The sequence below is a fragment of the Paenibacillus hexagrammi genome (assembly GCF_021513275.1).
Classification (GTDB): domain Bacteria; phylum Bacillota; class Bacilli; order Paenibacillales; family NBRC-103111; genus Paenibacillus_E; species Paenibacillus_E hexagrammi.
Genome location: NZ_CP090978.1, coordinates 5,721,767 through 5,741,561, shown reverse-complemented (window position 1 = coordinate 5,741,561; position 19,795 = coordinate 5,721,767). Strand labels below are relative to the sequence as shown.

The following is a 19,795-nucleotide window of genomic DNA, read 5'->3' as shown; positions in this document are numbered from 1 at the left end:
TCTCGTTAAGCTAATCACCTGCTATCTTTGAGGAATCTCACTACGCCAACTGCCGCTCTCTCCGAGAGATCCCAAGATCTTATTACTCCTACTGCCTGCTACGTTTAAGCGATTTACAATACCTTCCGTACGTCTTTCAACGAAATACTACGCCACTTCCATGGTTCGCTTCAACAGCTTCTTAACCATTTGGGCTGCGCGCACCTGAAGGTCCAGCTCAGGTGACAGCACACGGTTAAACGCTCCTGCACGAACCGCTTGCTTCAATTCGGCGATGGTTTCGAAGTTTTGGTCGAATTCGTTGTAGACGCATCCGGCTTGCAGCAAGTGATGGGCATCGCTGCCTGCAACGACAGGTACGTTAAGACGCTGGCCCAAACCGAGAACTTTGGCTTTGTTGGCCTCAATTCCGATTTCGTGCAGGTCTTTGCCATTCAGGTCAAAGGCGTCGAATCTCCGTAGCAGGTTCTCATCCACGTGATGAAGCGGGTTGGATTCGCGGAACGGATGCCCGCCAATGACCATCATCTCCGGTGAATCGCAGAGCTCGAACAGCTTGGCAAGCGGGATGAACCGTTCCAATGACACATGGGGCTCGAGCTCCGAGCGGATGTCCAACAACCGGTCCTTGGGCCCGCTGACAAGGATATGTCCGCCTTCGGCTACGTCAACCTCCATACCGGTAAATACACGGAATCCGTCAATCAGATAATAATGTCCATTATATGGATATAAGTCATCCAGTGAACTGTAGACGTCATCAAAGCGATGCGTGTTAAAATGTTCCGTCAAGGTGATGGCTGTGAGCCCTCTTGCACGTGCCTCTTCCACAATTTGCCGAAAATGTTCGGCGTTAAATTCGGTTTTTTTCGAAAGCTTGGCGTGAATATGAAAATCAATTCTCATGAGAATACCTCCTGTTTGTGGGTGAGTAGGGCAGCATCCAGGGAAGGGGCTGCAGCTGCATGCAAGCGAACCGCTCGTCTAACACCGGTCGCTTGGTCGTAGATGTTCACGCATTCGCAGCGAATGTCGGCATGTACGATAGCACCAGGGGAGATATCGATATCCCCCGCCACGCGGGCGATCAGTGAAGCTTCGCCGAATTGAAGGCGCAGCAAAGGTTTCCGAGCCCGAATTGATGGTCTCTGTAACTACAGCCGTTACGCTCCGTCCGTTCGGGCGGTCATGCAGCAGCACGTCTTCCGGCTTGATCAGGACGGTCCAATTCGTATCTGCGGGTAATTGCCCGCCTTCGATGCGGAAGCGACAGGCTGGCGTTTGCAGCCATTGGATTCCTTCTTCCTCGATCGTTTGGCCTTGCAGAACATTCATTTGAAATCCGGTATGCCCGATGAAATCGGCGATCTGCAGGGTGGCAGGATGCCGGTACAGCTCACGGGGCGGCGCTGTCTGGACAATGCGCCCGTCAAAGAAGACGGCTACGCGATTGGAGAGCGTCATGGCTTCATATTGATCATGGGTGACGAAGATGATCGTGGTCTTCAGCTCCTTGTGCAGGCGGCGGATCTCTTCGCGCATCTCTACCCGCAGGCGGGCGTCGAGGTTGGACAACGGTTCATCGAGCAGCAGAATTCCCGGCTCGGTTACGATGGCCCGGGCAAGCGCCACGCGCTGCTGCTGTCCGCCCGACAGCTCACCGGGATAACGATTCGCCAGCTCTTCGATGCGCATCACCTTTAGCACACGATGAACGCGCTCCCCAATCTCTGCTTTCTTCATTCCCTGCACCTGCAGGCCGAAGGCTACATTATCGCGCACCTTCATGTGAGGCCAAAGCGCATAGCTCTGGAATACCAGGCTGACGCCGCGCCGCGCAGGGTCCGCATGCAAGCGGGTGCTGCCGTTCGCAACTTCTCGGCCGAGGATGGATACGGTGCCTCCGTCGATCTGCTGCAAGCCGGCGATGACCCGCAGCAGGGTCGTTTTGCCGCAGCCGGACGGCCCCAGGAATGTCATCAGCTCGCCCGGCTCAATCGTCAGGTCGATGCCGCGGAGCACGGGCTTGCCGCTTAGCGATACATGTATGTCCTCCAATTCGATAGCCTGCATCTTATTGCCCTCCGATTCCTTGTGTCAAATCCGCTTTGCCAAGCTTGACGCTCAGCGCATAAACGATCAGCACGATTGCAATGATGATCATCAGCATTACGTTCATGAGCTGCGTATAATTGCGTTCCGCGTAAAAGAATGTCAGTGTCGTGAGCGTCTCTGTGCGCGGCGTCACCAGGATGATGATCAGCTCCATCTCCTTCATGGCACCGATGAACACGAGCAAAAACAGAGAAACGAAGCTCTTCCTCGTTAGCGGCAGCAGAATACGCCGAAAGCTAGTTAGCCAGGATGCTCCCCCGACGACCGCTGCTTCTTCTAATTCCTCGCCAAGCTGCATGATCGCAGCGCCGCCTGCTTTGACCGTGAACGGCAGCTCTTTGACCACCGTAATTAGAACGAGCAGACTCAGCGTGCCGTATAAGGCTGGGAGGTACAGAACCGGCTTGGCGAACATGGTTATGTACATCGCGGACAGTGAAATCCCCGGAATGAGATAGGGGAAGAACGAAACGTTATCAATCAATCGTCCCAGCCATGACCTCTTGCTTCGAACGGTGACGTAACCGAGCAGCAGACCGCCTGCCGCTGCGAGAATGGACGAGATGCCGGCGATTTTCAGCGAATTCTTCAGAGCAAGCAGGAAAATGGGATTCTTCAGGATGCCGGGCTCCCCGCTGTTGATGTCCGGGTCAGAGCCTCCGATCCAATAGTGAAGCGTGAAGTTTTGCGGCCCGATCGGTGCCCCCTCCTTCAGCAGGAACGTTTGCGCGAGTAAAACGAGCAGGGGCAGCACCGCCATAGCAGCCATAAGCAGCAGCACGACAACCGCCGCAGGATTTCGCCAACGGCCGAGCGCCTGTGCGCTTCCTCCTGCGCTTTTGCCGGATACCGTGACAAAGCTGCGCCTTTTTCCGAGTGCCCGGAAATAAAATGCGATCGCCGCCACGGAGATCAGCAGCAGCAAAATACTGAGCACGCTCGCTTCCGACGTCATGCGGGAACGCATGCTCGAATAAAGCATAGTCGCGATCATCTGATAGTCGACCGGAGTGCCAAGCAATTGCGGGACGCCGTAGGAGCTTAGCGCTTTTGTAAATACGAGAATCACTGCGGACAGGATGGAAGGCAGCACAACCGGCAGCACGATCCTTCGAAGGATGGTAAATCGTCTCGCCCCAGCCAGGCTGGCCGCTTCCTCCAACTGCGGGTTAATCGTACTTAATGCCGCTCCGACGATCAGGAAGAAGTACACGCAGTCATGCAGCGAGAGTGTCAGCACGATCGGCACGAACCCGTAAGAGAGCCAATCCGGCGGCGATATATGAAAGATCGATTGTATAAAGCCCGGTACTCCGCCGATTTTCTCGTTCTTAAAAAACATCAGCCAAGCCTGCGACAATACCCAAGCCGGCAGCAAATACGGAATCACCGCTAGAAAGGTGATCGTCCGCTTCAACGGCATATCGGTACGAGTGACCAACCAGGCGAGTCCGCATCCAATGACCATGGATAGGAGAGAGGTTGCTGCACCCACACAAATGGAGTGGAACACAGGGTGATAAAACAGCGCATAGCTCGTGTCACTGGCCAGCACGCGAATCCAATGGAACCAGGTGAAATGTCCGGGAATCGCTTGGTCGCTTAATCGCAAATCCTGCAGGTTCCAACGGAACGTCGAGCTGACGATCATAAACACCGGCCATAGGACGACATAGCTCAAAAAAGCAAGGCCGGTATCCGGAGCCAATAGACGGGACTACGCAGCCTGTTCGCCGTACGATGAAACATCGGCAAAACGATGGGGAGTAAGAGTTGTTTCGTTCGGTTCAAAGCATGGCTCTCCTTGCTTTTTATTTGTTTTTGATCCAGAAGTCACGAACCTTAGGCTCGATCTTGTATAGGGCCTCACCGTCATAATTCCACAAGTTCAATTGGTCGAAGGCGATTTCGTTCTTCGTTTTTACATCGTCTCGCGGGACCCATGAGCCAACTTCATTGAAAGGTTCGATTCCTGCGCCCTGGCCATCCGCTTCTCCGAGCATCCAGCGTATAAACAGCTTGGCAGCAGCTTCATGCGGCGCATTTTTGGCTAGGAAAAAATATCCCGCATCCACAACCGACGTCTTTGGCTTCAAGTCGTAGATTGGCTTCGCGTGCCAACCTTCTTCCTTCAGGTCTGCCACCTCGCCTGTAACCGCAATGGCCAAAGCGTCACTGTCCTTTTTGCCGATCGCGTCCAGCACATCTGTGCTGCCGTCCAACGTTACAAGCTGGTTATCGAGCAGCTGCTTGATAAATTCATAGCCGGCGTTTTCCGTGCCGTGCAGTTCGATATCTTTGCCGAACTTCATCTTGTAAGCCGCCGCCATGTCGTCCGCGTGGACAGCGAATGTACTGAACAAGTTCATGAAGGAAGGATCACCAACCGGATCGGCTGTGTATACTTTCCCTTTCCATTCCGGCGTCGTCAGATCCCACCAGTTCGTAACAGGCGGTTTATCATAATGGTCGCTGTTGTACCAAAGTGTCCGGAATTCTGCGTAGCCGGCAACGCTTTCCGCTTGTGTGCGGAACGGCTCGTCTTCATGCGGCGCGATATCCTCCGGCAAATATTTGAGGTAACGGCCTTGCTTGACCATCTCGAAATCGACAGCACCGCTGACTTCTTTGGTGACGAGCACATCGGGGTTAAATTGACCTGCGTCTTGCTCGCGCGCGACTTTATCCATCATTTGATCCGACTTCACTTTGCTGACCTCGACTTGGATGCCCGGGTATTGCTTCATGAACGTCTTTGCAGCATCGTTGGCGCGACCTGATGTCGAGTAGACGATGACTTTTCCTTCCTTCTTCGCTTGCTCATACAAGGCGTCGACGGGACTCGCTGACACAGTTGCCGCTGGGGCCGTGGTTGTTAGGACCGGGCTTGTGGATGCCTCTCCCGCTGCCGAACTCTGTACTGCTGCTGCGCCCTCGCTTCCTCCGTTATTGCCGCTGCCGCAAGCGCTGAGTGTCACTGCCAACATCGTTGAACTCAACAAACTGCCGATGGTCTTCCAATTGCTTCGCATGCTTCAAATCCCCCCTCCTACATAGTCTGGTACCTTGTGGACAATTTGTCCTCTTCACTGCTTTTTATAGTAAAGGGGGTTTGTAAGAGCGGTATTAACGGAATTTCAAGATTTGGTAAATAATTATCATTTGATCAAAAATGGTAGTTTTCTACCGAAAGAACTAAAAATGCTCCCCATACGGCTCTCAGGCGTTCACGATCTCACCTGTTACCCATATGAGGAGCATGCTGTGTTTAAAAAATGGATCCGGCTAAGCCGGTAAACCCTTACTTCGCGTTCTGGTCGGGCTGATGGATGCCAAAAATATTGCCTTCCGTATCCATGTAATACCCTTGCCAAGCCATCCCCGGCAAAGCGTACTTCGGCAATGCGACCTTGCCTCCAAGCTCGAGAATCTTGGCTTCCGCAGCATCGTAGTTCTCCACGCCCATGGTGCAGGCATAGCCGCTTACAGCTTGTCCTGGCTGCGGAGAAGGTCCGCGGCGCTGCATCAACGCTCCGTTAATCCCAGGTTCATCGGTATTACCTGTCACTGCGCCATAATAAGGCATGCCCGCATAGCTGCTCCAATCCTCGAACTTCCACCCAAATACTTCACCGTAAAATGTTTTAGCACGATCCATGTCATCAACATGAATTTCAAAATGAACGAGTCTTCCCATAATTCCCTCCTTAGGTTAGGCCTTCCTATAACTTCTCTTAGTATGATCTCTATTCCTACTCGTTATATGTGAAATGCTTGCAGTCATGGAACAGACGAGAATGAAGTACGCCCAGAAGTGCCTAGGCATTCATTTTCTTAGCTTTAACCTTATAAGCAATCTAAGTATAAGAAGAATAAGAACTGCGTTAATGCCGTAGTATAGGTAGGCCAATCGCACTCTTTTTTATCCATTCATCCCCTAAATATCCGGATATAGCGATTTTCTTAACGTGGGATTCTAACTGCGAAAATGAATCGAATTTGGATTTGGATAACATCGGATATTCCAGGATCTCCAATTGAAAGTGGAGGAAAATATTCAACCCATGCTTGATGGGTCCAGCGGTCCGTTTTGTACCTAAAACCATTCTCATCAATGGAAGTACTGTAATTCCATCTGAAGTGTGCGAGGACTTGTAAGGAGCAGATCAGGATAATGAAAGCTGCCAGCACGGTTTTTTTCTGGACAGGAATCTCACCTCATTCGTCTTGTTCTTAAGAGCCCTCCTAAATCGTAGGCCATCACCAAGAGTCTTGGTGAAGGTTTCTTTGCTTATTTCCTAATCGTATCATTTCTTCCAGTAATAATCATTAACTCAGAAATGGTGGAAATACCTGGGTGACGTAGGCGATTGTGAGGTAATGATTGTTTCGGAACCGATTGCGGGGTTGATAAGCTTAGGGTGCTTCACCTGAAAGCCCATTTCATGATAAGGAGGGGAGTAGTCACAGCTTTTTGCAAGCGATTTCAGAAGTTAGTTCAATAGAACCTGGGAGGATCCAATTGAAGAAAAAAGCAGCCAAGTTAACGAACATCGTGGTCATGTTGTCACTTGTTTTGTCCATCATGGTTTGCGGAATCGTGAGTACGGCTAAAGCAGACGCTGCAGGTGTTACAATAACCGGTAGTGGAGGCTGGAATGAGACGGCCTATGTGGAGTGGGCGCCTGTAAGCAGTGCGGAAGGGTACAATGTGTATGTGAAGTCTAGCGGCGCAGCGGATTCCCAGTATCAACAAATCGATACCGAGCTTATTCGCAAGTATCCTTCTAATTGGAGAGCCGATGCAGTCGGGCTTGCTGCGGGAAATTACGTGATGAAAGTCGAAGCAAGGCTAGCCGGCGGCTCTACATCAAGTGCGGTTACAGGGGTAATCTCTGTGGCAGCGCATGACCGGTCTGGATTCGCTTTTTCATCAGATTCGATGTACGGAACCGGTTCAGGTGCTTACAACGATAACGGAACGCTCAAAAGCGGTGCCCAAGTCGTGTATATCACCTCTGAAACGGCCAAAACCGTTACGCTGGATGTAAAAGTCAGCAGCTCAGGCGAGAAGCAAACCGCTGTGGGCCTTGGTGAAATTTTGACATTAAGGCAGAAAGGTTATGATACGACGCCTCTTGCGATTCGATTCATTGGACAAGTGACGGCGGATGACCTGAGCGGACAACTGAACAGCAGCGGCTACCTGCAAGTCAAAGGCAAAAGCAATTATGCCGAAATGAATATGACGCTCGAAGGAATCGGCGACGATGCGTACGCGTACGGCTGGGGAATGCTCCTTCGGTATGTAGGCAACGTGGAAGTGCGCAATCTGGGCTTCATGCTATTCCCTGATGACGGCATTTCTTTGGATACGGGCAATGAAAACGTGTGGCTGCATAACAACGATATTTTCTATGGAACGGCAGGAGGGGATGCGGATCAGGCAAAAGGCGACGGATCCACCGACATGAAGAAAGGATCCACGTATAATACGATCTCCTATAACCACTACTGGGATTCCGGCAAAGCAGCTTTGGTAGGCTTGAGCGAATCCGCAGAATTTTTCATTACCTTCCACCATAACTGGTTCGATCATTCCGATTCGCGTCATCCGCGCATCAGAGTGGCGTCCGTTCATATCTATAATAACTTCTATGATGGCAACTCCAAATATGGCGTAGGGGTAACAACAGGGGCATCGGCCTTCGTCGAGTCGAACTATTTTAGACATGCCAAGAATCCTATGATGAGCTCCTTACAAGGGACCGATGCCTTAGGTGAAGGTACGTTCTCGGGTGAAAATGGAGGTATGATTAAAGCATTCGATAATAGCGTTGTGGATGCTCACAGCTTGATCTATGCGAACTCCAATGCAGGAACCGCTGCGGCGAATGCAACCTCCTTTGATGCCTACTTAGCTTCTTCGAGAACGGAAAGCGTTCCTAGCTCGTATAAAGCGTTGGTCGGCGGAACAGCTTATAACAATTTTGATACGAGTGTCGATATGGGTGTGAACGCAGCCGATATTGATCAGGTAGGCTCTGTTGAAAGTATTGTGACGACAGAAGCCGGTCGCATGAATAACGGGGACTTCCAGTGGAATTTCGATGATTCGGTGGATGACGAGTCGTATGCCATTAACCAGCCGCTGATGTCCAAAATCAGAAGCTACACAACCAAGCTCGTAGCTGTTGGGGGCAATTCCAGTTCGACTGATCCGACTCCGGATCCTACGCCAACACCGACTCCAGATCCTACACCAACCCCAAGCCCGGATCCGACTCCTGACCCTGCACCAACACCAACTCCGGGGACTGATACATCCTATGTTCAGAACTTCACATCAAGCGGAACAGCAAGCGACTTCTTTGATATTCAGGGGAATTTATCTACTACCAAAGGAACCGTATCCTACAACGGATTAACGCTTACGCAATGTCTGAAAATGGAGAGTTCAACAAGCATCGCATTTACGACAAACGCAGCATCGACGTTAACCCTGGTATTGAATTCCCCAGACGGAACCAAAATCAAAGTGGATGGCACCAGCTATCCGATGACAGGCGGTATTGTCACCGTTCCACTTGCTTCAGGCACACATACGATTACAAAAGATAACGTAGCGAATCTTTATTACATGGAAGTAGCTTACTAGAGGCGATGTCTCCATATTTTAGGATAAGACAGGATAGGCCACCTTCACGGGTGGTCTTTCTGCGTGCTAATCTTTGCAGGCCATATCCAGGAAGGGGTCTCTTCTTACCGTTGCACAAAACATTATATTATGTTTTAGGGAACCTTTGACATGTTGTCTTGTCTAATAGGTTGGAAGGAGGGCCTGCATGGAATCGGAATATTTAAAATTTATACAAGGCGTCGATAGCACGGAGCTATACAATCTGATGACTCAATACGGCGACGACGTGTGGAGATATGCCTATACATTGACCCGTAATTACGAGCAATCCAATGATATTGCACAGGAAGTGTTTATTAAGGTTCACTTGAAACTGTCTAGCTTTCGAGGTCAATGTTCTTTCAAAACATGGCTGTTCTCCATCACTAGAAATATCGCAATAAATGAAATGAAGTCCAGTTACGTTCGGAGGATTTTATTGTTTGAAAATGTGAGAAGTAACCGGACGGAGCAGTCGGCTGAGATTGTCTACCTGTCCGATCAGGCGGTGTCGGAACTTCGGAACATCATCATGAGTTTGTCCCGTAAGCTAAGAGAGGTTCTGATTCTGCATTTGGAACATGATCTGGCCACTCAGGAAATGGCGGAGCTGCTCCATGTGCCAGAAGGAACAGTAAAGTCCAGACTAAGCAGAGCGCGTAAAAGAAGTCGAGATGAAATGGGGGAGAATGAACAGTGAGCCCTGACAAAATGGATTGGGAAACCATAGTGAAGGTAAACCCATTAGGTAAAGGCGCATTCACAGAACAAATGAAACAATCTGTACTTGCTCAGGCTGAACAGACACAGAGAAGGAAAGGGAAGAGATCACTCTTTTATATGACCGCTTTGCTCACAATCATAGCTTGTATGTTGATCCTACCTCGTGTTGATGGATCCCCAGAGGTTATTCGACAAATGAGTCTAGTGTTAGAAAGAGCGACCTTGAGTTCGAATGCATCCTCCATGGATGACATCGTCCTACATTACGAGCCTGCGGCAGATTTGACAGTCATTCCTGATACGGATAAGGGAATTAGAAGCGTACACTTGCTGAAGCTGCCGTTAGCGTCTGTGCGTATCAACGAAGAGGTCTCAGTAGGTGGTGTCGGCAGATATATAGATTATACAAAGTCAGGAAACGATTCTGTATCTTACTTTGGATTTGAACTCACTAATGATTCGAATAGTAAGAGTGGGGAATTTTATGAGATTGGCTATGGGAAAATGACAAATGTCAACTTTCAGAAGAGTGATGCCTTTGGGCTGTCTGATTATCGGTTGAATGGAACGTGTGGGCCTGAAAGAAGATGTGTGTACTGGATCCATGCAAAAAAAGATAATGTCGTAGCCTACGAGCAGCTTGATGCATCGAGTATTTATGAGCAAGACCTGGACGGAGATAAAGTAAAGGAGGCGATCGTTTTGACCCATGATGGAAATATGTACATTTACAAAAATATGAACGGTCAAATACAGTTCGTTAGTCTCCATGCAGCGTTGCGGGCAACCGAAGGAGATAAGGTAACTTATTCTCCCGAACATCAAGAGTTTCAACTGCATAGTAGGGGTCAGGTGGAAAGGTTTCATTACGCAGTTGGAGTGGATTTGCTGCATCCTTTACGTGATTAGGCGGGGAGTGGTATCAATGCTCTGCAGATCTTACCTGTGATATTTTTATGAACGGCAGCGTACAGTTGTTGTGTTTTTACAGGATATGGAATACAATCTTTCTAGACGTTAACGTACAGAAAAGTGAGGTGAGCATCATACCGAAGGTTATCGTGACAGAAGAGCAGTGGCTCCAGAAAGGGATCGAGCAGTTCGCGCAAAGCGGAATAGACGGGTTAGTGATCGAAAAGATGTCAACAGAACTGGGCTGCAGCAAGAGCAGCTTTTACTGGTATTTCAAAAATCGCATCGAATTTATTACGCGGTTCATTCATCAATGGGCAGAGCGAACCACGCAGCAGGTGATTCAGAACTCCTCCTTGCATGAAAGGGAAGAGGATCAGATCACGAGTATGCTGACACAGATGTTCTCTGCAACTGGCAAAGGCGACTTTTTGTTTTACTTCAGGAAGCTAAGCAAGGAAACCCCCGTTTTTGAACCGACGCTTGCAGCTATTGAGCAAACCAGAATGAAGTACGCCCAGCAGCTTTTTGAAAAAGTCGGAATGCCATCTGAAATCGCCGAACAGAAGTCCAGCCTCTTATATCATTATTATTTAGGCTGGTATGAACGGCATAAGCATGAATCTATTACGGAAGAAGACAGCCACCGACATATTGAGATGCTGCGAGCCCAATTACTAGGAATATAGGAGGGATTACCATGGTGGTAGTACTCGCATGGATCGTGGGAGTCTTGTTATTTGTGTTGAGCGGAATTCACTTGTACTGGATGGCAGGCGGAGAAAAGGGGCATTGGCGGCCATCCCCAGTACAGGATCAGAACCCTTGTTTCGGCCGGGGAAAACGGCTACAGTTGTAGTCGCTGTTGCATTAGCCTTGGCGGGCTGGTTCGTGTTAGAGCTTGGCGAAGCGGTCCATCGGTTCCTGTTTCCCAGCTGGTTATTAATGTGCGGAGGATGGTTGTTAGCCGCGGTATTTATACTGCGAACCATTGGAGACTTCCGTTGGGTAGGACTTTTCAAGAAGCAGAGAGGGACGCTTTTCGCCAAATGGGATACCCGGCTCTATTCGCCGCTGTGTCTGTTTATTGGAGTCTGCTTGCTTGTGGTGGCTGGCAGGTGATGGTGTGGGGAGGCGGAATGAGGGCTGGTTCATTGTTAAAAATTTACAGGGGAATAAACAAATAATGACTCGATCTGGATGATATTAGGTCGAGTTTTGTTATGTTATAATTAGTACCAACAGGAGTGCAGGGGGATTCGAATGCGTTGGGAAGAAGTTCAAGAAAAGTTTCCTGAGGAATGGGTAGTATTCGAAGCTGTGGAAGCTCATTCACAGGATGGATTCCGGTTCATTGACTCGATATCTGTTATTGATCGTTATGATGACTCACTGAATGCGATGAAACGGTATAAGCAATTGCACAAAGAGCAGCCAGGGAAAGAAATTTATTTTTTGCATACGTCGCGTCCTGACTTGAAGATTGAAGAGAAATGGGTAGGATTCAAAAGATGGCGATAGTTTTGAGGCTGTTGCACGGATTACCCATCGTTTGTATTGACGTTGTGTTCTCGGGTCGTAGGCTTCGTTTGGAAAATGTATTGTTGGACACTGGTTCTTCTGGAACCATTTTGGATGCAGATAAGGTCGCAGAAATCGGAGTGAAGCCGGAAGGTACGGATCGAACAGCAATTATACACGGTGTTGGTGGAACGGAAATTGTTTTTACAAAGTGGTTTGATGCTGTTGCTTTAGGCGATTGGACAGTCAAGGAGTGCAAAGTTGAAATAGGGGCAATGGATTATGGCATAGAAATTGATGGTATCCTTGGATTTGATTTCATTCGGACAGCAGGACTTATAATTGATACAAATAAGATGCAAGTATATGCCTCCTTACATTTCTAAATAAAAAAACTCAGACATGAAGCATAGCTTTGCCTAGACTATAACCTCCTAAAGAGAGCGGAAAAGATAGAAAAAGCAAAGAAGCTAAGCCCATACAAGCGGCTTAGCTTCTTTGCTTTTTGAATCAGTTAAATTTAAGTTAACCGAGACGCTACTACAACTTCCAAATCCGGTAAAGGATAACCGCCGCTTCCGCGCGGGTTAGTGAATCGCTAGGCGCGATCATGCCGTCGTCTTTGCCGGTTACGATGCCGGCTTTCACCAGGGCTGCGACGCTTTCTTTCGCATAATCCGAGATGCTTGCCGCATCTGGGTAGGCGTTCAAGCTTGCGCTTCCTTGACCTGCTTGCCGGCTGCCGCCAGCGCGCGTGCGGTTAGTACCGTCATGTCTTGACGGGAGATCGTCAGACTTGGCCCAAAGGTGTTGTCCTCGAAGCCGCTGGCGATTCCCAGCTCCTTCGCGATCTTCAGGTCGTTGTAGTAATAATCCGATGGCTGCACATCGCTGAACATGCTTGTGTTCGTACCTGCTCCCTTCAGTTCAAGCGCTCTTACAAGAAGCGTAATGAAGTCAGCTCGCTTGATGGAGTCAGTTGGGGAGAAGTTGTTCGCTGCGGTTCCTTGAATGATGCCGCGTGCCGCCATAGCATCGATGGCTGCTTTAGCCCAGCTTACGTCTTGCAGGTCTCCGAAGGTCTTGATACGGAAGCTACTGCATACGTGCTGAAGTGGGTTGTTTGGAACACGACGGTTCCCGTTGCTGCGTCATATCGGCCGTTTGGAATCGCTGTGGCATGGCCATTTCCGTCGATGTACCAAATGACGATATGATCGGTATTGCCCAGCTCTTCTGCTGTCGGCGTGTAAGGAATGGAGACGCTTATAGGTGCATTCGGGTTGTTCCACGCAAGCACCTTATCACCATCGGCTAAGCTTAGGTCGATGACCGGGCGATTGCCAATGCGTTCGCGGGTAGCTGCATCCAGCTCGTCTGTAGAGGCTTTCTCAACACGAATGGATACCTGTTCAGGGCTGTCTGTGACAGTAGAGAGCATGTTACTTGGAATTTGCAAGGTAGCATGGTCCGTTTTCATCACAACGTCAAAGTCTTCTTGACCTTTTCAAGCTCTGAGCTGGCAGCTGTACTTCATACGATGTTGCGTCTGTTTGTTTAGGTACTTCAATCGTGAACTGCTTTTTGCCGTTTGCTGCTGGAGCGGCTTGCTCTAGTGCCTTTTTCAAGCTGTCGCTGGTAACGGTGCCTTTGGCGCGGCCGTTTTCAACTTTGACATCAGGCTTGACTGTTACTGAGCCGTCCTTCGTTTCCACAGTAGCTGATTGCGAAGGGGAGCCTCCGCCACCGGTATGTTTGCTACTGCTGCCACTGCTTCCTTGGCCCGCAAGAGTAAGCACACCATATACGGACGTATCCTGATAGCCTTGGCCGGTTGTATCATTCCAAGCAGCGACACTTTGACGAGCGCCGTCTTTGGCGTCATTCACTTGTACATCAAAGCCAAGCTTGGTATCAATCGCAGGTGTAACGGATTTTAAAGGAATTTTTAACTCAACGGTGTAGTTGGTTCCGTTCTTCTTAGTTGCTGATGCAAAGCCGTCTGCGATGCTTGATGGATTAAAGGATGTTTCATTGTCAAAGTTGACCCGGTACTGTCCATCATCCGCTTCATAGGAAGAGGTTTTGCCATTGTTTTGATCTACGAAGACCTCGACGGAATCCTGTTCCCAAGCGTTCGCATTGCTTTTATCAAGCTGTGTGTCACTTACCTGGACGAGTACATACAGATTTTGGTTATCCCAGAGAGCTTTAGCCACTGCGGATGCGCCTTGCCATGCCAGCTGGTAACGATTCACGTTCATCTGCGGTGCATCGTTCCAGATCGCATCGACAGTTCCGTCTACGACAGGAGTGCCATACTGCGCAGTACCCTGGTTGGCTGTTGACGAAGTAGGCGGGTTGTTTGTCATGAATGTATCTGGGTCGATGACGCCGTAATAAGCTGGTTTGGCCTGCAAATCCTTATCGAATAGCAACGGAGGAGTGGTCGATCTCCAGCTCGTGGAGTCATTCAGTCCCCAGAAGGTAACGCGCTGAATGCTGTCTTTATGCGCTTTGAAAATGTTCATCAGCTGCGCGTAGAGATAACCTTGCGCAGTAGCCTGCTTATCGGTAAGTTGCGAGTTGCTTCCGGCCGAGATATCTAGCTCGGAGATCGCTACCTTGCCGCCAAGAGAGATGAATTTCTCAAGGGATTTTTTTACATTGTCCGGGTTGGTATTGCTATTGTAATGGCCCTGCATCCCTACGCCATCGATGAGAAGCTTGCCCGGGTGTGTTAGCGCATAGCGGTCATTGATTTCTTTGACCATGCTATAGATCGCAGTTGCTTTATTCTGATTGTCTTCGTTGTAATCGTTGTAGAACAGCTTGATATCCCAAGTCGGATGAGCGTCGAGCACAGCTCTGGCCGCTAAGAAAGCTTGCTCTACGTAGTCGTCTCCGATGGCTTTATACCAAGGGGATTGACGCAGGGCGGCTTTCCAGTTCGTTGGGTTGGAAGGATTATCGTTCATTGCTTCGTTCACAACGTCCCAGGAAACCACTTTATTCCCGAAATGCTCCATGACGGTGGAGATATGAGTCTGCAAATTGTTCAGAGCCGTCGTCCGGTCGAGAGGCACGGAATTGCCTTGCCCGTCAGTCGTTGTCGTCAGGAATGCCGGTGTCTGCTGATGCCATACGAGCACGTGACCATGCAGCTGTAGACCTTCCGCCTTGATTCGATCAACTAGTATATCCGTTGAGGAAGGATTGAAGACTCCGTCCTTATAGAGGTCATTCGGTTTCATAGCATTTTCTGCTGTAACAATGTTGTGATGCATCTTCAGAAGCTCGAGTCTCACTCCATCCATTTCGGTCATGGATACTGCGTTACCGATCAGGAAGTCATTTTGGTAGGCATCTTTGATCGGTGTTAAATCTTTTTGGATCGTAACTGGAACTGCATCTGTGCGCACGAAGCTGATATCGTCGATGTAGAAGGATGCTGTAGCGTTGTTCGAGCTTTCGATATAAATCGTTAAATATTCGCTGCTTGCATTCGCATAACGATAGGTTCCTTCGTATTTCACCCAGCCGTCTGCGGTACTGATGGTTTGGCCGGAAAGGTTATTGTAGCTAGGGCTGGCATCGCCGACCTGTGTGGACAGCTGAAGCTGGGAACTATCCGGGGAGATCAGCTTGACCCAGAACGTAACTTTATATTCGTAGCCTTGATCGACATATTTCTCTACACGTAGTGCCGGTCCATGCCATGTATTGCTGCGGTTTTCTACTTTAAGGGCATAAGAGCCGCCTGAAGTATGATTCGCTTCGTTGGTAACGGTTAGCGTCTCGGTGCCTGCCCTGCCGACAAAGCCGCTAGCCGTTTGATCCTCAAAGGTAATGGTGTTGAAAGGTAAAGCTGGAGGTCTGGAATCGCCGCCGCTTCCTCCACCGTTGGTTACAACGGCTTGCTCAGTCACCAGTACGTCCCCGATATAGAAAGGAACGGACGCGCCTTCTGTATTCGATTGAACGCGAAGCGCAGTGTCTTTGCTGGTATCAACGGTAAACTCTTTGGTCAGCGTGAGCGCTTTTACCGGCTTCATAATTAACACCGGCCAAAAAGTCATAGCTGTCTACAGTTTGCAGAAAAGCTTGTGCACCGCTAGGTACAGTAGCGTCAGCGTCAACATATACAGAGACGGTTACCGTGTAGGTTTTACCGTTCTCCAGTCCCATATCGCTGAATTTGAAGTCCGCTGCATCCCAATTGTTGGTGCGGTTGCTGACGTATAAGGCTGCGCCGTCCGAATTACCGGTAAACGCCTTGCCAGTTACCTGCGTCAAGTTTGCACCGCCTGCTTGTGTAGCGGCCCCTTGGCCATCTGCAAAGGCTTCATGATAGACCGTTACCGTTTCCGGCACTGCCTTTTTAGCAGTAACTAGCACGTCCCCGATATAAAAAGGAACAGCCGCACCTTCCGTACTCGATTGAACGCGCAGCGCAGTGTCTTTGCTGGTATCAACGGTAAACTCCTTGGTCAGCGTGAGCGCTTTACCGGCTTCATAATTGGCGCCAGCCAAAAAGTCATAGCTGTCTACAGTTTGCAGAAAAGCTTGTGCACCGCTAGGTACAGTAGCGTCAGCGTCAACATACACAGAGACGGTTACCGTGTAGGTTTTACCGTTCTCCAGTCCCATGTCGCTGAACTTGAAATCCGCTGCATCCCAGTTGTTGGTGCGGTTGCTTACGTATAAGGCTGTACCGTCCGAATTACCGGTAAATGCCTTGCCCGTCACCTGTGTCAAGCTTGCGCTGCCCGCTTGTGTAGCAGCCCCGTTGCCGTCTGCAAAGGTTTCATGGTACACCGTTACCGTGTCGGTTTCATCTGCAACCGGAGCAGGTCCGCCGATCATTGAGGCAAATTGGCTCAGCGTAGTGGTCTTCAACATGATATTACGGCCCATCTCATAGTTGTTGGCGCCGTTAGAGCTATTGACCGTGAACGCGTACTTGATGCCGTTCTCTTGCGCGGCCGCTTCCGCGTTAGCGTTAAAGCTTCCATACGGATACGCCAGCAGGACAGGGTCCTTGCCGGTTACGTCTTTCAGAAACGTATTCGCTGCGGCAATTTCATCAGATGCTTGCTGCTTCGTAATCGAGCTGGTCCAAACTCCACCTTTAGAAGTATCGTTGTTGTGTGTCTTGGAATGGTTTTGGAGACTAACGCTAGGCTCAGAAGCAAGCGCTTCCAATTGGGCGCTGGTCATGCTGTAGCCGCCGTCGATCCAGTCGCTGATAATAAACTCCACAGATTTCATGTCGTATTGCTTTAATACCGGCAGAGCATTGGTGACAAAATCGGGCGTACCGTCGTCAAAGGTCAGCAGGATCGGTTTATCCGGCGCTGTTTCCGTGCCTTCACGGATATTGATATATTGCTCGGCAGACAACGTGTGATAGCCGTTATCATTCAGATATTTCATTTCTTTCGTAAAATTATCCACACTCGTGCTGTAATCATCCGGCGTATTCGCAACGATCCGGTGATACAACATGACGGGTATCTCTGGCGCCGTAGCTTTGGCAACCGGTGTTGATGCCCAGCCTGCTGGAACAAGTAATGCTGCTGCAAGCAGAGCCGAGGTGATTCTTTTGAACGATCTACTCATTTCATGCATTCCCCCTGAGAGAATATAGTTAGAAATAAAGCGTTTACATTGAGGCGTTTGAACATGCTCCTCCTTTCGTGAGTCCAACTATATCATGGACCTAATCCGCTTTTCACTAGCAGAACTAAAGGATAAACCGGAAATAATTAACGTCTTTTTTTCGACAAAATGCGACATTCCCTTGCCGTTAACGGCTGCGGTACGGTTCATAACAGGTCATATTGGTGTAAGCACAAAGCCCATATCCTGATGGCTATGTGCGTTAAGTCATCCTTCGGGATGAAAGCAAGAATGGCAAGAGACGGAGACCAGTGGTTGAGCCAGTTCATAGCCATTCTGACCACTATCATTGAGATGATGAAAATGAAAGTAGCAGCAACTGTAGGAAGTATTCATAAGGAATCGTATAACTTTTATGAACATATCGTATTATTGAAACTTAAGCCTGATGTTCCGATTGAGGAACAAGAAGAAGCAGTGACGCAAGTCCAAGCCTTCAAGAATAAGATCCCGGGCATTGTAGACCTTATCGTCGGGGTTAACGTTACAGAAGAAGTGGAGCATACACAAGGTTATACGTTAGGCATTCGGGTAACCTTTACGAATCTGCAGGCTTGACGGGATTATATCCAGCATCCGTTGCATCAGAGCCTATTGCAGGGAGTCGGCCCCTTTGTGGAAGGGGTCGCTGTCGTGGACTACCCTTTTTCTTGAGCGCATCCGTTTATTGCTATTCTAGAATACGTACAAGGAGATGACATGAATGGAGAAGTGGCTTTCTGGAAAAGTCGCTTTAATCACTGGAGCATCCAGAGGAATCAGCAGGAGGATAGCCGAAGATTCTGAACGGGTGGATCATCAATTTCTCCACCTCTGTGACGGGGCGGATGTTCCCGGCCTACAGCTTGTACGCCGGCTCCAAAGGAGCGGTGGAACAGTTTTCGCATCAATTGGCAAAGGAGCTTGGTAAGAAAGGAATCACAATTAATTTTGTTCATGGAGCGTTGGGTAGAGCTCCTATGGGATATGCTCGTCGTCAAGAGCGAGAAGCTCATCACGCTTAACGTGATGCTAGCGCAAATGTTTGGTCCTTACCAGGAGTATCCGAGTTGCTCCTCATATTCCGGTCGGTGTTATTGCTTCAATTAAAAGAGTACCATCGCAAGATTCACGACGACGGTCAGCGTGATGCTGCTTAAAAGCATTGACACAAGAACCGCCTGAGCTGCGAAACCCGGCTCATTGCCATATTCGAGAGCGAGGGCGGCACTATTGCGTGATGTCGGGATCGCGCTCGCAATAAACAAGGCTTGTGCGGTAATGCCGTCAAGGTGCAGCAGCATGATGAGTCCATAAGCACAGATTGGCGATATAATCAGTCGCACGATGCTGCTGAGCAGAACGGCTGAGGTATGCTGCTGCCGCTTGGAAGAAGCGATCTGGGCTCCGATCGAGACAAGTGCGAAGGCGAACATTCCTGCTGGAAATTTGATCCAACGGAAGAAGAATCGGATCAGGGATTTGTATGTGACAGAGCTTTAATATCGTACCGGCAATAATCGCGTATAGAACCGGCATCTTGGCAAACTGTACTAGCGATCCTTGTAATCCCGAGACCGTTTTGCTCGCATTAAGAAGTCCGAATGTAAACGTAACGAAGAGCTCAAACACGACCACGATGACTTGAATCGACATGGCTAAAGCATCTTGCTTGAAGGCTAAAGCGTTAATCGGTATTCCTACGTTGCCATTGTTTGTTAAGGAGACACTGTTGGAGAAGCTTGCGGCTAGCGGCTTGGAATAGCCCATGATCCTGCTGACCGCATATCCAATAATGACAATAGCTATAAATTGAATCATTAAAAATCCGAAAACGGACGCGATGAGCTTGGTTGACAACTCCGCTTCATATATCTTGACGAAGGCTAAAGCAGGTACATAGTAATGGATAATGAGCTTGGAAAAACTATTCAAATCGAACTTGTAACGACGATGAAGAATGGCTCCAATTCCAACGGGTATCAGGAGAGGAAGCATAATGTGATAGAACGTATATAGGATGGACATCGTTACCCACTCCTTTCGGGGATTTTGTATAAAAAGGAACGGTTTCGTCCTCACTCTATGCAAATATAACAAATATAGTATCGTTCGTGTTGTTTTATGTTATGTTATACGCATAACGGTGTGATGTCAATACATAACCATGCAGATCACAGGGGA

Annotated in this window: 15 protein-coding genes and 4 pseudogenes; 10 read left to right on the top strand and 9 right to left on the bottom strand. The window is 49.2% G+C overall.

Translation table 11 applies throughout. The annotated features are described in order from the left end of the window. Positions 1 to 147: 147 nt before the first annotated feature. From L0M14_RS26240 to L0M14_RS26220, 5 genes are all read right to left on the bottom strand, one after another. Positions 148 to 906: a PHP-associated domain-containing protein gene (locus tag L0M14_RS26240; RefSeq protein WP_235119372.1), complete on the bottom strand. Its 759-nt coding sequence runs from the start codon at positions 904 to 906 to the stop codon at positions 148 to 150. Between the two features lie 78 nt (positions 907 to 984). Continuing rightward, positions 985 to 2,073 (bottom strand): ABC transporter ATP-binding protein, encoded by a 1,089-nt coding sequence (locus L0M14_RS26235; RefSeq protein ID WP_235119371.1) that lies wholly within the window; start codon positions 2,071 to 2,073, stop codon positions 985 to 987. 1 nt (position 2,074) lies between these two features. Beyond that, a complete protein-coding gene (locus L0M14_RS26230; protein ID WP_235119370.1) occupies positions 2,075 to 3,823 on the bottom strand; it encodes an ABC transporter permease in 1,749 nt (582 codons plus the stop codon). A 103-nt stretch (positions 3,824 to 3,926) separates the two neighbouring features. After that, positions 3,927 to 5,147, bottom strand: coding sequence for an ABC transporter substrate-binding protein (locus L0M14_RS26225; RefSeq protein ID WP_235119369.1), 1,221 nt, complete (start codon positions 5,145 to 5,147; stop codon positions 3,927 to 3,929). Positions 5,148 to 5,416: 269 nt separating this feature from the next. Next, complete coding sequence (locus tag L0M14_RS26220; RefSeq protein WP_235119368.1) at positions 5,417 to 5,812, bottom strand: VOC family protein; 396 nt, start codon at positions 5,810 to 5,812, stop codon at positions 5,417 to 5,419. 864 nt (positions 5,813 to 6,676) lie between these two features. Here L0M14_RS26220 and L0M14_RS26215 point away from each other — a divergent pair. The 7 genes from L0M14_RS26215 (at position 6,677) to L0M14_RS26185 (ending at position 12,336) form a co-directional block, all read left to right on the top strand. Continuing rightward, entirely contained in the window at positions 6,677 to 8,773 is a 2,097-nt protein-coding gene (locus L0M14_RS26215; RefSeq protein WP_405031144.1) for a pectate lyase family protein, read from the top strand. Positions 8,774 to 8,960: 187 nt separating this feature from the next. Next, positions 8,961 to 9,494, top strand: coding sequence for an RNA polymerase sigma factor (locus tag L0M14_RS26210; protein WP_235119366.1), 534 nt, complete (start codon positions 8,961 to 8,963; stop codon positions 9,492 to 9,494). An 11-nt stretch (positions 9,495 to 9,505) separates the two neighbouring features. Beyond that, positions 9,506 to 10,426, top strand: coding sequence for a hypothetical protein (locus tag L0M14_RS26205; protein WP_235119365.1), 921 nt, complete (start codon positions 9,506 to 9,508; stop codon positions 10,424 to 10,426). Between the two features lie 128 nt (positions 10,427 to 10,554). Next, positions 10,555 to 11,118 (top strand): TetR/AcrR family transcriptional regulator, encoded by a 564-nt coding sequence (locus L0M14_RS26200; protein ID WP_235119364.1) that lies wholly within the window; start codon positions 10,555 to 10,557, stop codon positions 11,116 to 11,118. A 28-nt stretch (positions 11,119 to 11,146) separates the two neighbouring features. Further along, a complete protein-coding gene (locus L0M14_RS26195; RefSeq protein WP_235119363.1) occupies positions 11,147 to 11,551 on the top strand; it encodes a DUF3995 domain-containing protein in 405 nt (134 codons plus the stop codon). A 141-nt stretch (positions 11,552 to 11,692) separates the two neighbouring features. After that, positions 11,693 to 11,950, top strand: a complete 258-nt coding sequence (locus L0M14_RS26190; RefSeq protein ID WP_235119362.1) for a hypothetical protein — start codon at positions 11,693 to 11,695, stop codon at positions 11,948 to 11,950. Further along, complete coding sequence (locus tag L0M14_RS26185) at positions 11,941 to 12,336, top strand: retropepsin-like aspartic protease (protein ID WP_235119361.1); 396 nt, start codon at positions 11,941 to 11,943, stop codon at positions 12,334 to 12,336. Before L0M14_RS26190 ends, L0M14_RS26185 begins: the two co-directional genes overlap by 10 nt. Before the next feature lie 154 nt (positions 12,337 to 12,490). Here L0M14_RS26185 and L0M14_RS26180 read toward each other — a convergent pair. Both L0M14_RS26180 and L0M14_RS32275 read right to left on the bottom strand, forming a co-directional pair. After that, positions 12,491 to 16,816 (bottom strand): annotated as a pseudogene (locus L0M14_RS26180) (endo-1,4-beta-xylanase). Positions 16,817 to 16,969: 153 nt separating this feature from the next. Further along, positions 16,970 to 17,386 (bottom strand): annotated as a pseudogene (locus L0M14_RS32275) (polysaccharide deacetylase family protein); the annotation flags it as partial. A 477-nt stretch (positions 17,387 to 17,863) separates the two neighbouring features. Between L0M14_RS32275 and L0M14_RS26175 the strand changes: the two are divergent. The 3 genes and pseudogenes from L0M14_RS26175 to L0M14_RS26165 form a co-directional block, all read left to right on the top strand. Next, a complete protein-coding gene (locus L0M14_RS26175) occupies positions 17,864 to 18,190 on the top strand; it encodes a Dabb family protein (protein ID WP_235119360.1) in 327 nt (108 codons plus the stop codon). Between the two features lie 230 nt (positions 18,191 to 18,420). Beyond that, positions 18,421 to 18,567: pseudogene (locus L0M14_RS26170) on the top strand (SDR family oxidoreductase); the annotation flags it as partial. Beyond that, positions 18,557 to 18,679 (top strand): annotated as a pseudogene (locus L0M14_RS26165) (carbohydrate ABC transporter permease); the annotation flags it as partial. The pseudogenes L0M14_RS26170 and L0M14_RS26165, both read left to right, overlap by 11 nt. A 38-nt stretch (positions 18,680 to 18,717) precedes the next feature. On the opposite strand, the gene L0M14_RS26160 reads toward L0M14_RS26165, so the two are convergent. Beyond that, positions 18,718 to 19,011 (bottom strand): AEC family transporter, encoded by a 294-nt coding sequence (locus tag L0M14_RS26160; RefSeq protein WP_235123039.1) that lies wholly within the window; start codon positions 19,009 to 19,011, stop codon positions 18,718 to 18,720. Beyond that, entirely contained in the window at positions 18,899 to 19,639 is a 741-nt protein-coding gene (locus L0M14_RS26155; protein WP_235123077.1) for an AEC family transporter, read from the bottom strand. Before L0M14_RS26155 ends, L0M14_RS26160 begins: the two co-directional genes overlap by 113 nt. Between the last annotated feature and the right edge of the window lie 156 nt (positions 19,640 to 19,795).

Bases quoted from the DNA above. Each gene is read 5' to 3' on its own strand.
- L0M14_RS26240 (WP_235119372.1), bottom strand. From the start codon at position 906: ATGAGAATTGATTTTCATATTCACGCCAAGCTTTCGAAAAAAACCGAA.
- L0M14_RS26235 (WP_235119371.1), bottom strand. From the start codon at position 2,073: ATGCAGGCTATCGAATTGGAGGACATACATGTATCGCTAAGCGGCAAG.
- L0M14_RS26225 (WP_235119369.1), bottom strand. From the start codon at position 5,147: ATGCGAAGCAATTGGAAGACCATCGGCAGTTTGTTGAGTTCAACGATG.
- L0M14_RS26220 (WP_235119368.1), bottom strand. From the start codon at position 5,812: ATGGGAAGACTCGTTCATTTTGAAATTCATGTTGATGACATGGATCGT.
- L0M14_RS26215 (WP_405031144.1), top strand. From the start codon at position 6,677: ATGTTGTCACTTGTTTTGTCCATCATGGTTTGCGGAATCGTGAGTACG.
- L0M14_RS26210 (WP_235119366.1), top strand. From the start codon at position 8,961: ATGGAATCGGAATATTTAAAATTTATACAAGGCGTCGATAGCACGGAG.
- L0M14_RS26205 (WP_235119365.1), top strand. From the start codon at position 9,506: ATGGATTGGGAAACCATAGTGAAGGTAAACCCATTAGGTAAAGGCGCA.
- L0M14_RS26195 (WP_235119363.1), top strand. From the start codon at position 11,147: ATGGATCGTGGGAGTCTTGTTATTTGTGTTGAGCGGAATTCACTTGTA.
- L0M14_RS26190 (WP_235119362.1), top strand. From the start codon at position 11,693: ATGCGTTGGGAAGAAGTTCAAGAAAAGTTTCCTGAGGAATGGGTAGTA.
- L0M14_RS26185 (WP_235119361.1), top strand. From the start codon at position 11,941: ATGGCGATAGTTTTGAGGCTGTTGCACGGATTACCCATCGTTTGTATT.
- L0M14_RS26175 (WP_235119360.1), top strand. From the start codon at position 17,864: ATGGCAAGAGACGGAGACCAGTGGTTGAGCCAGTTCATAGCCATTCTG.
- L0M14_RS26155 (WP_235123077.1), bottom strand. From the start codon at position 19,639: ATGTCCATCCTATATACGTTCTATCACATTATGCTTCCTCTCCTGATA.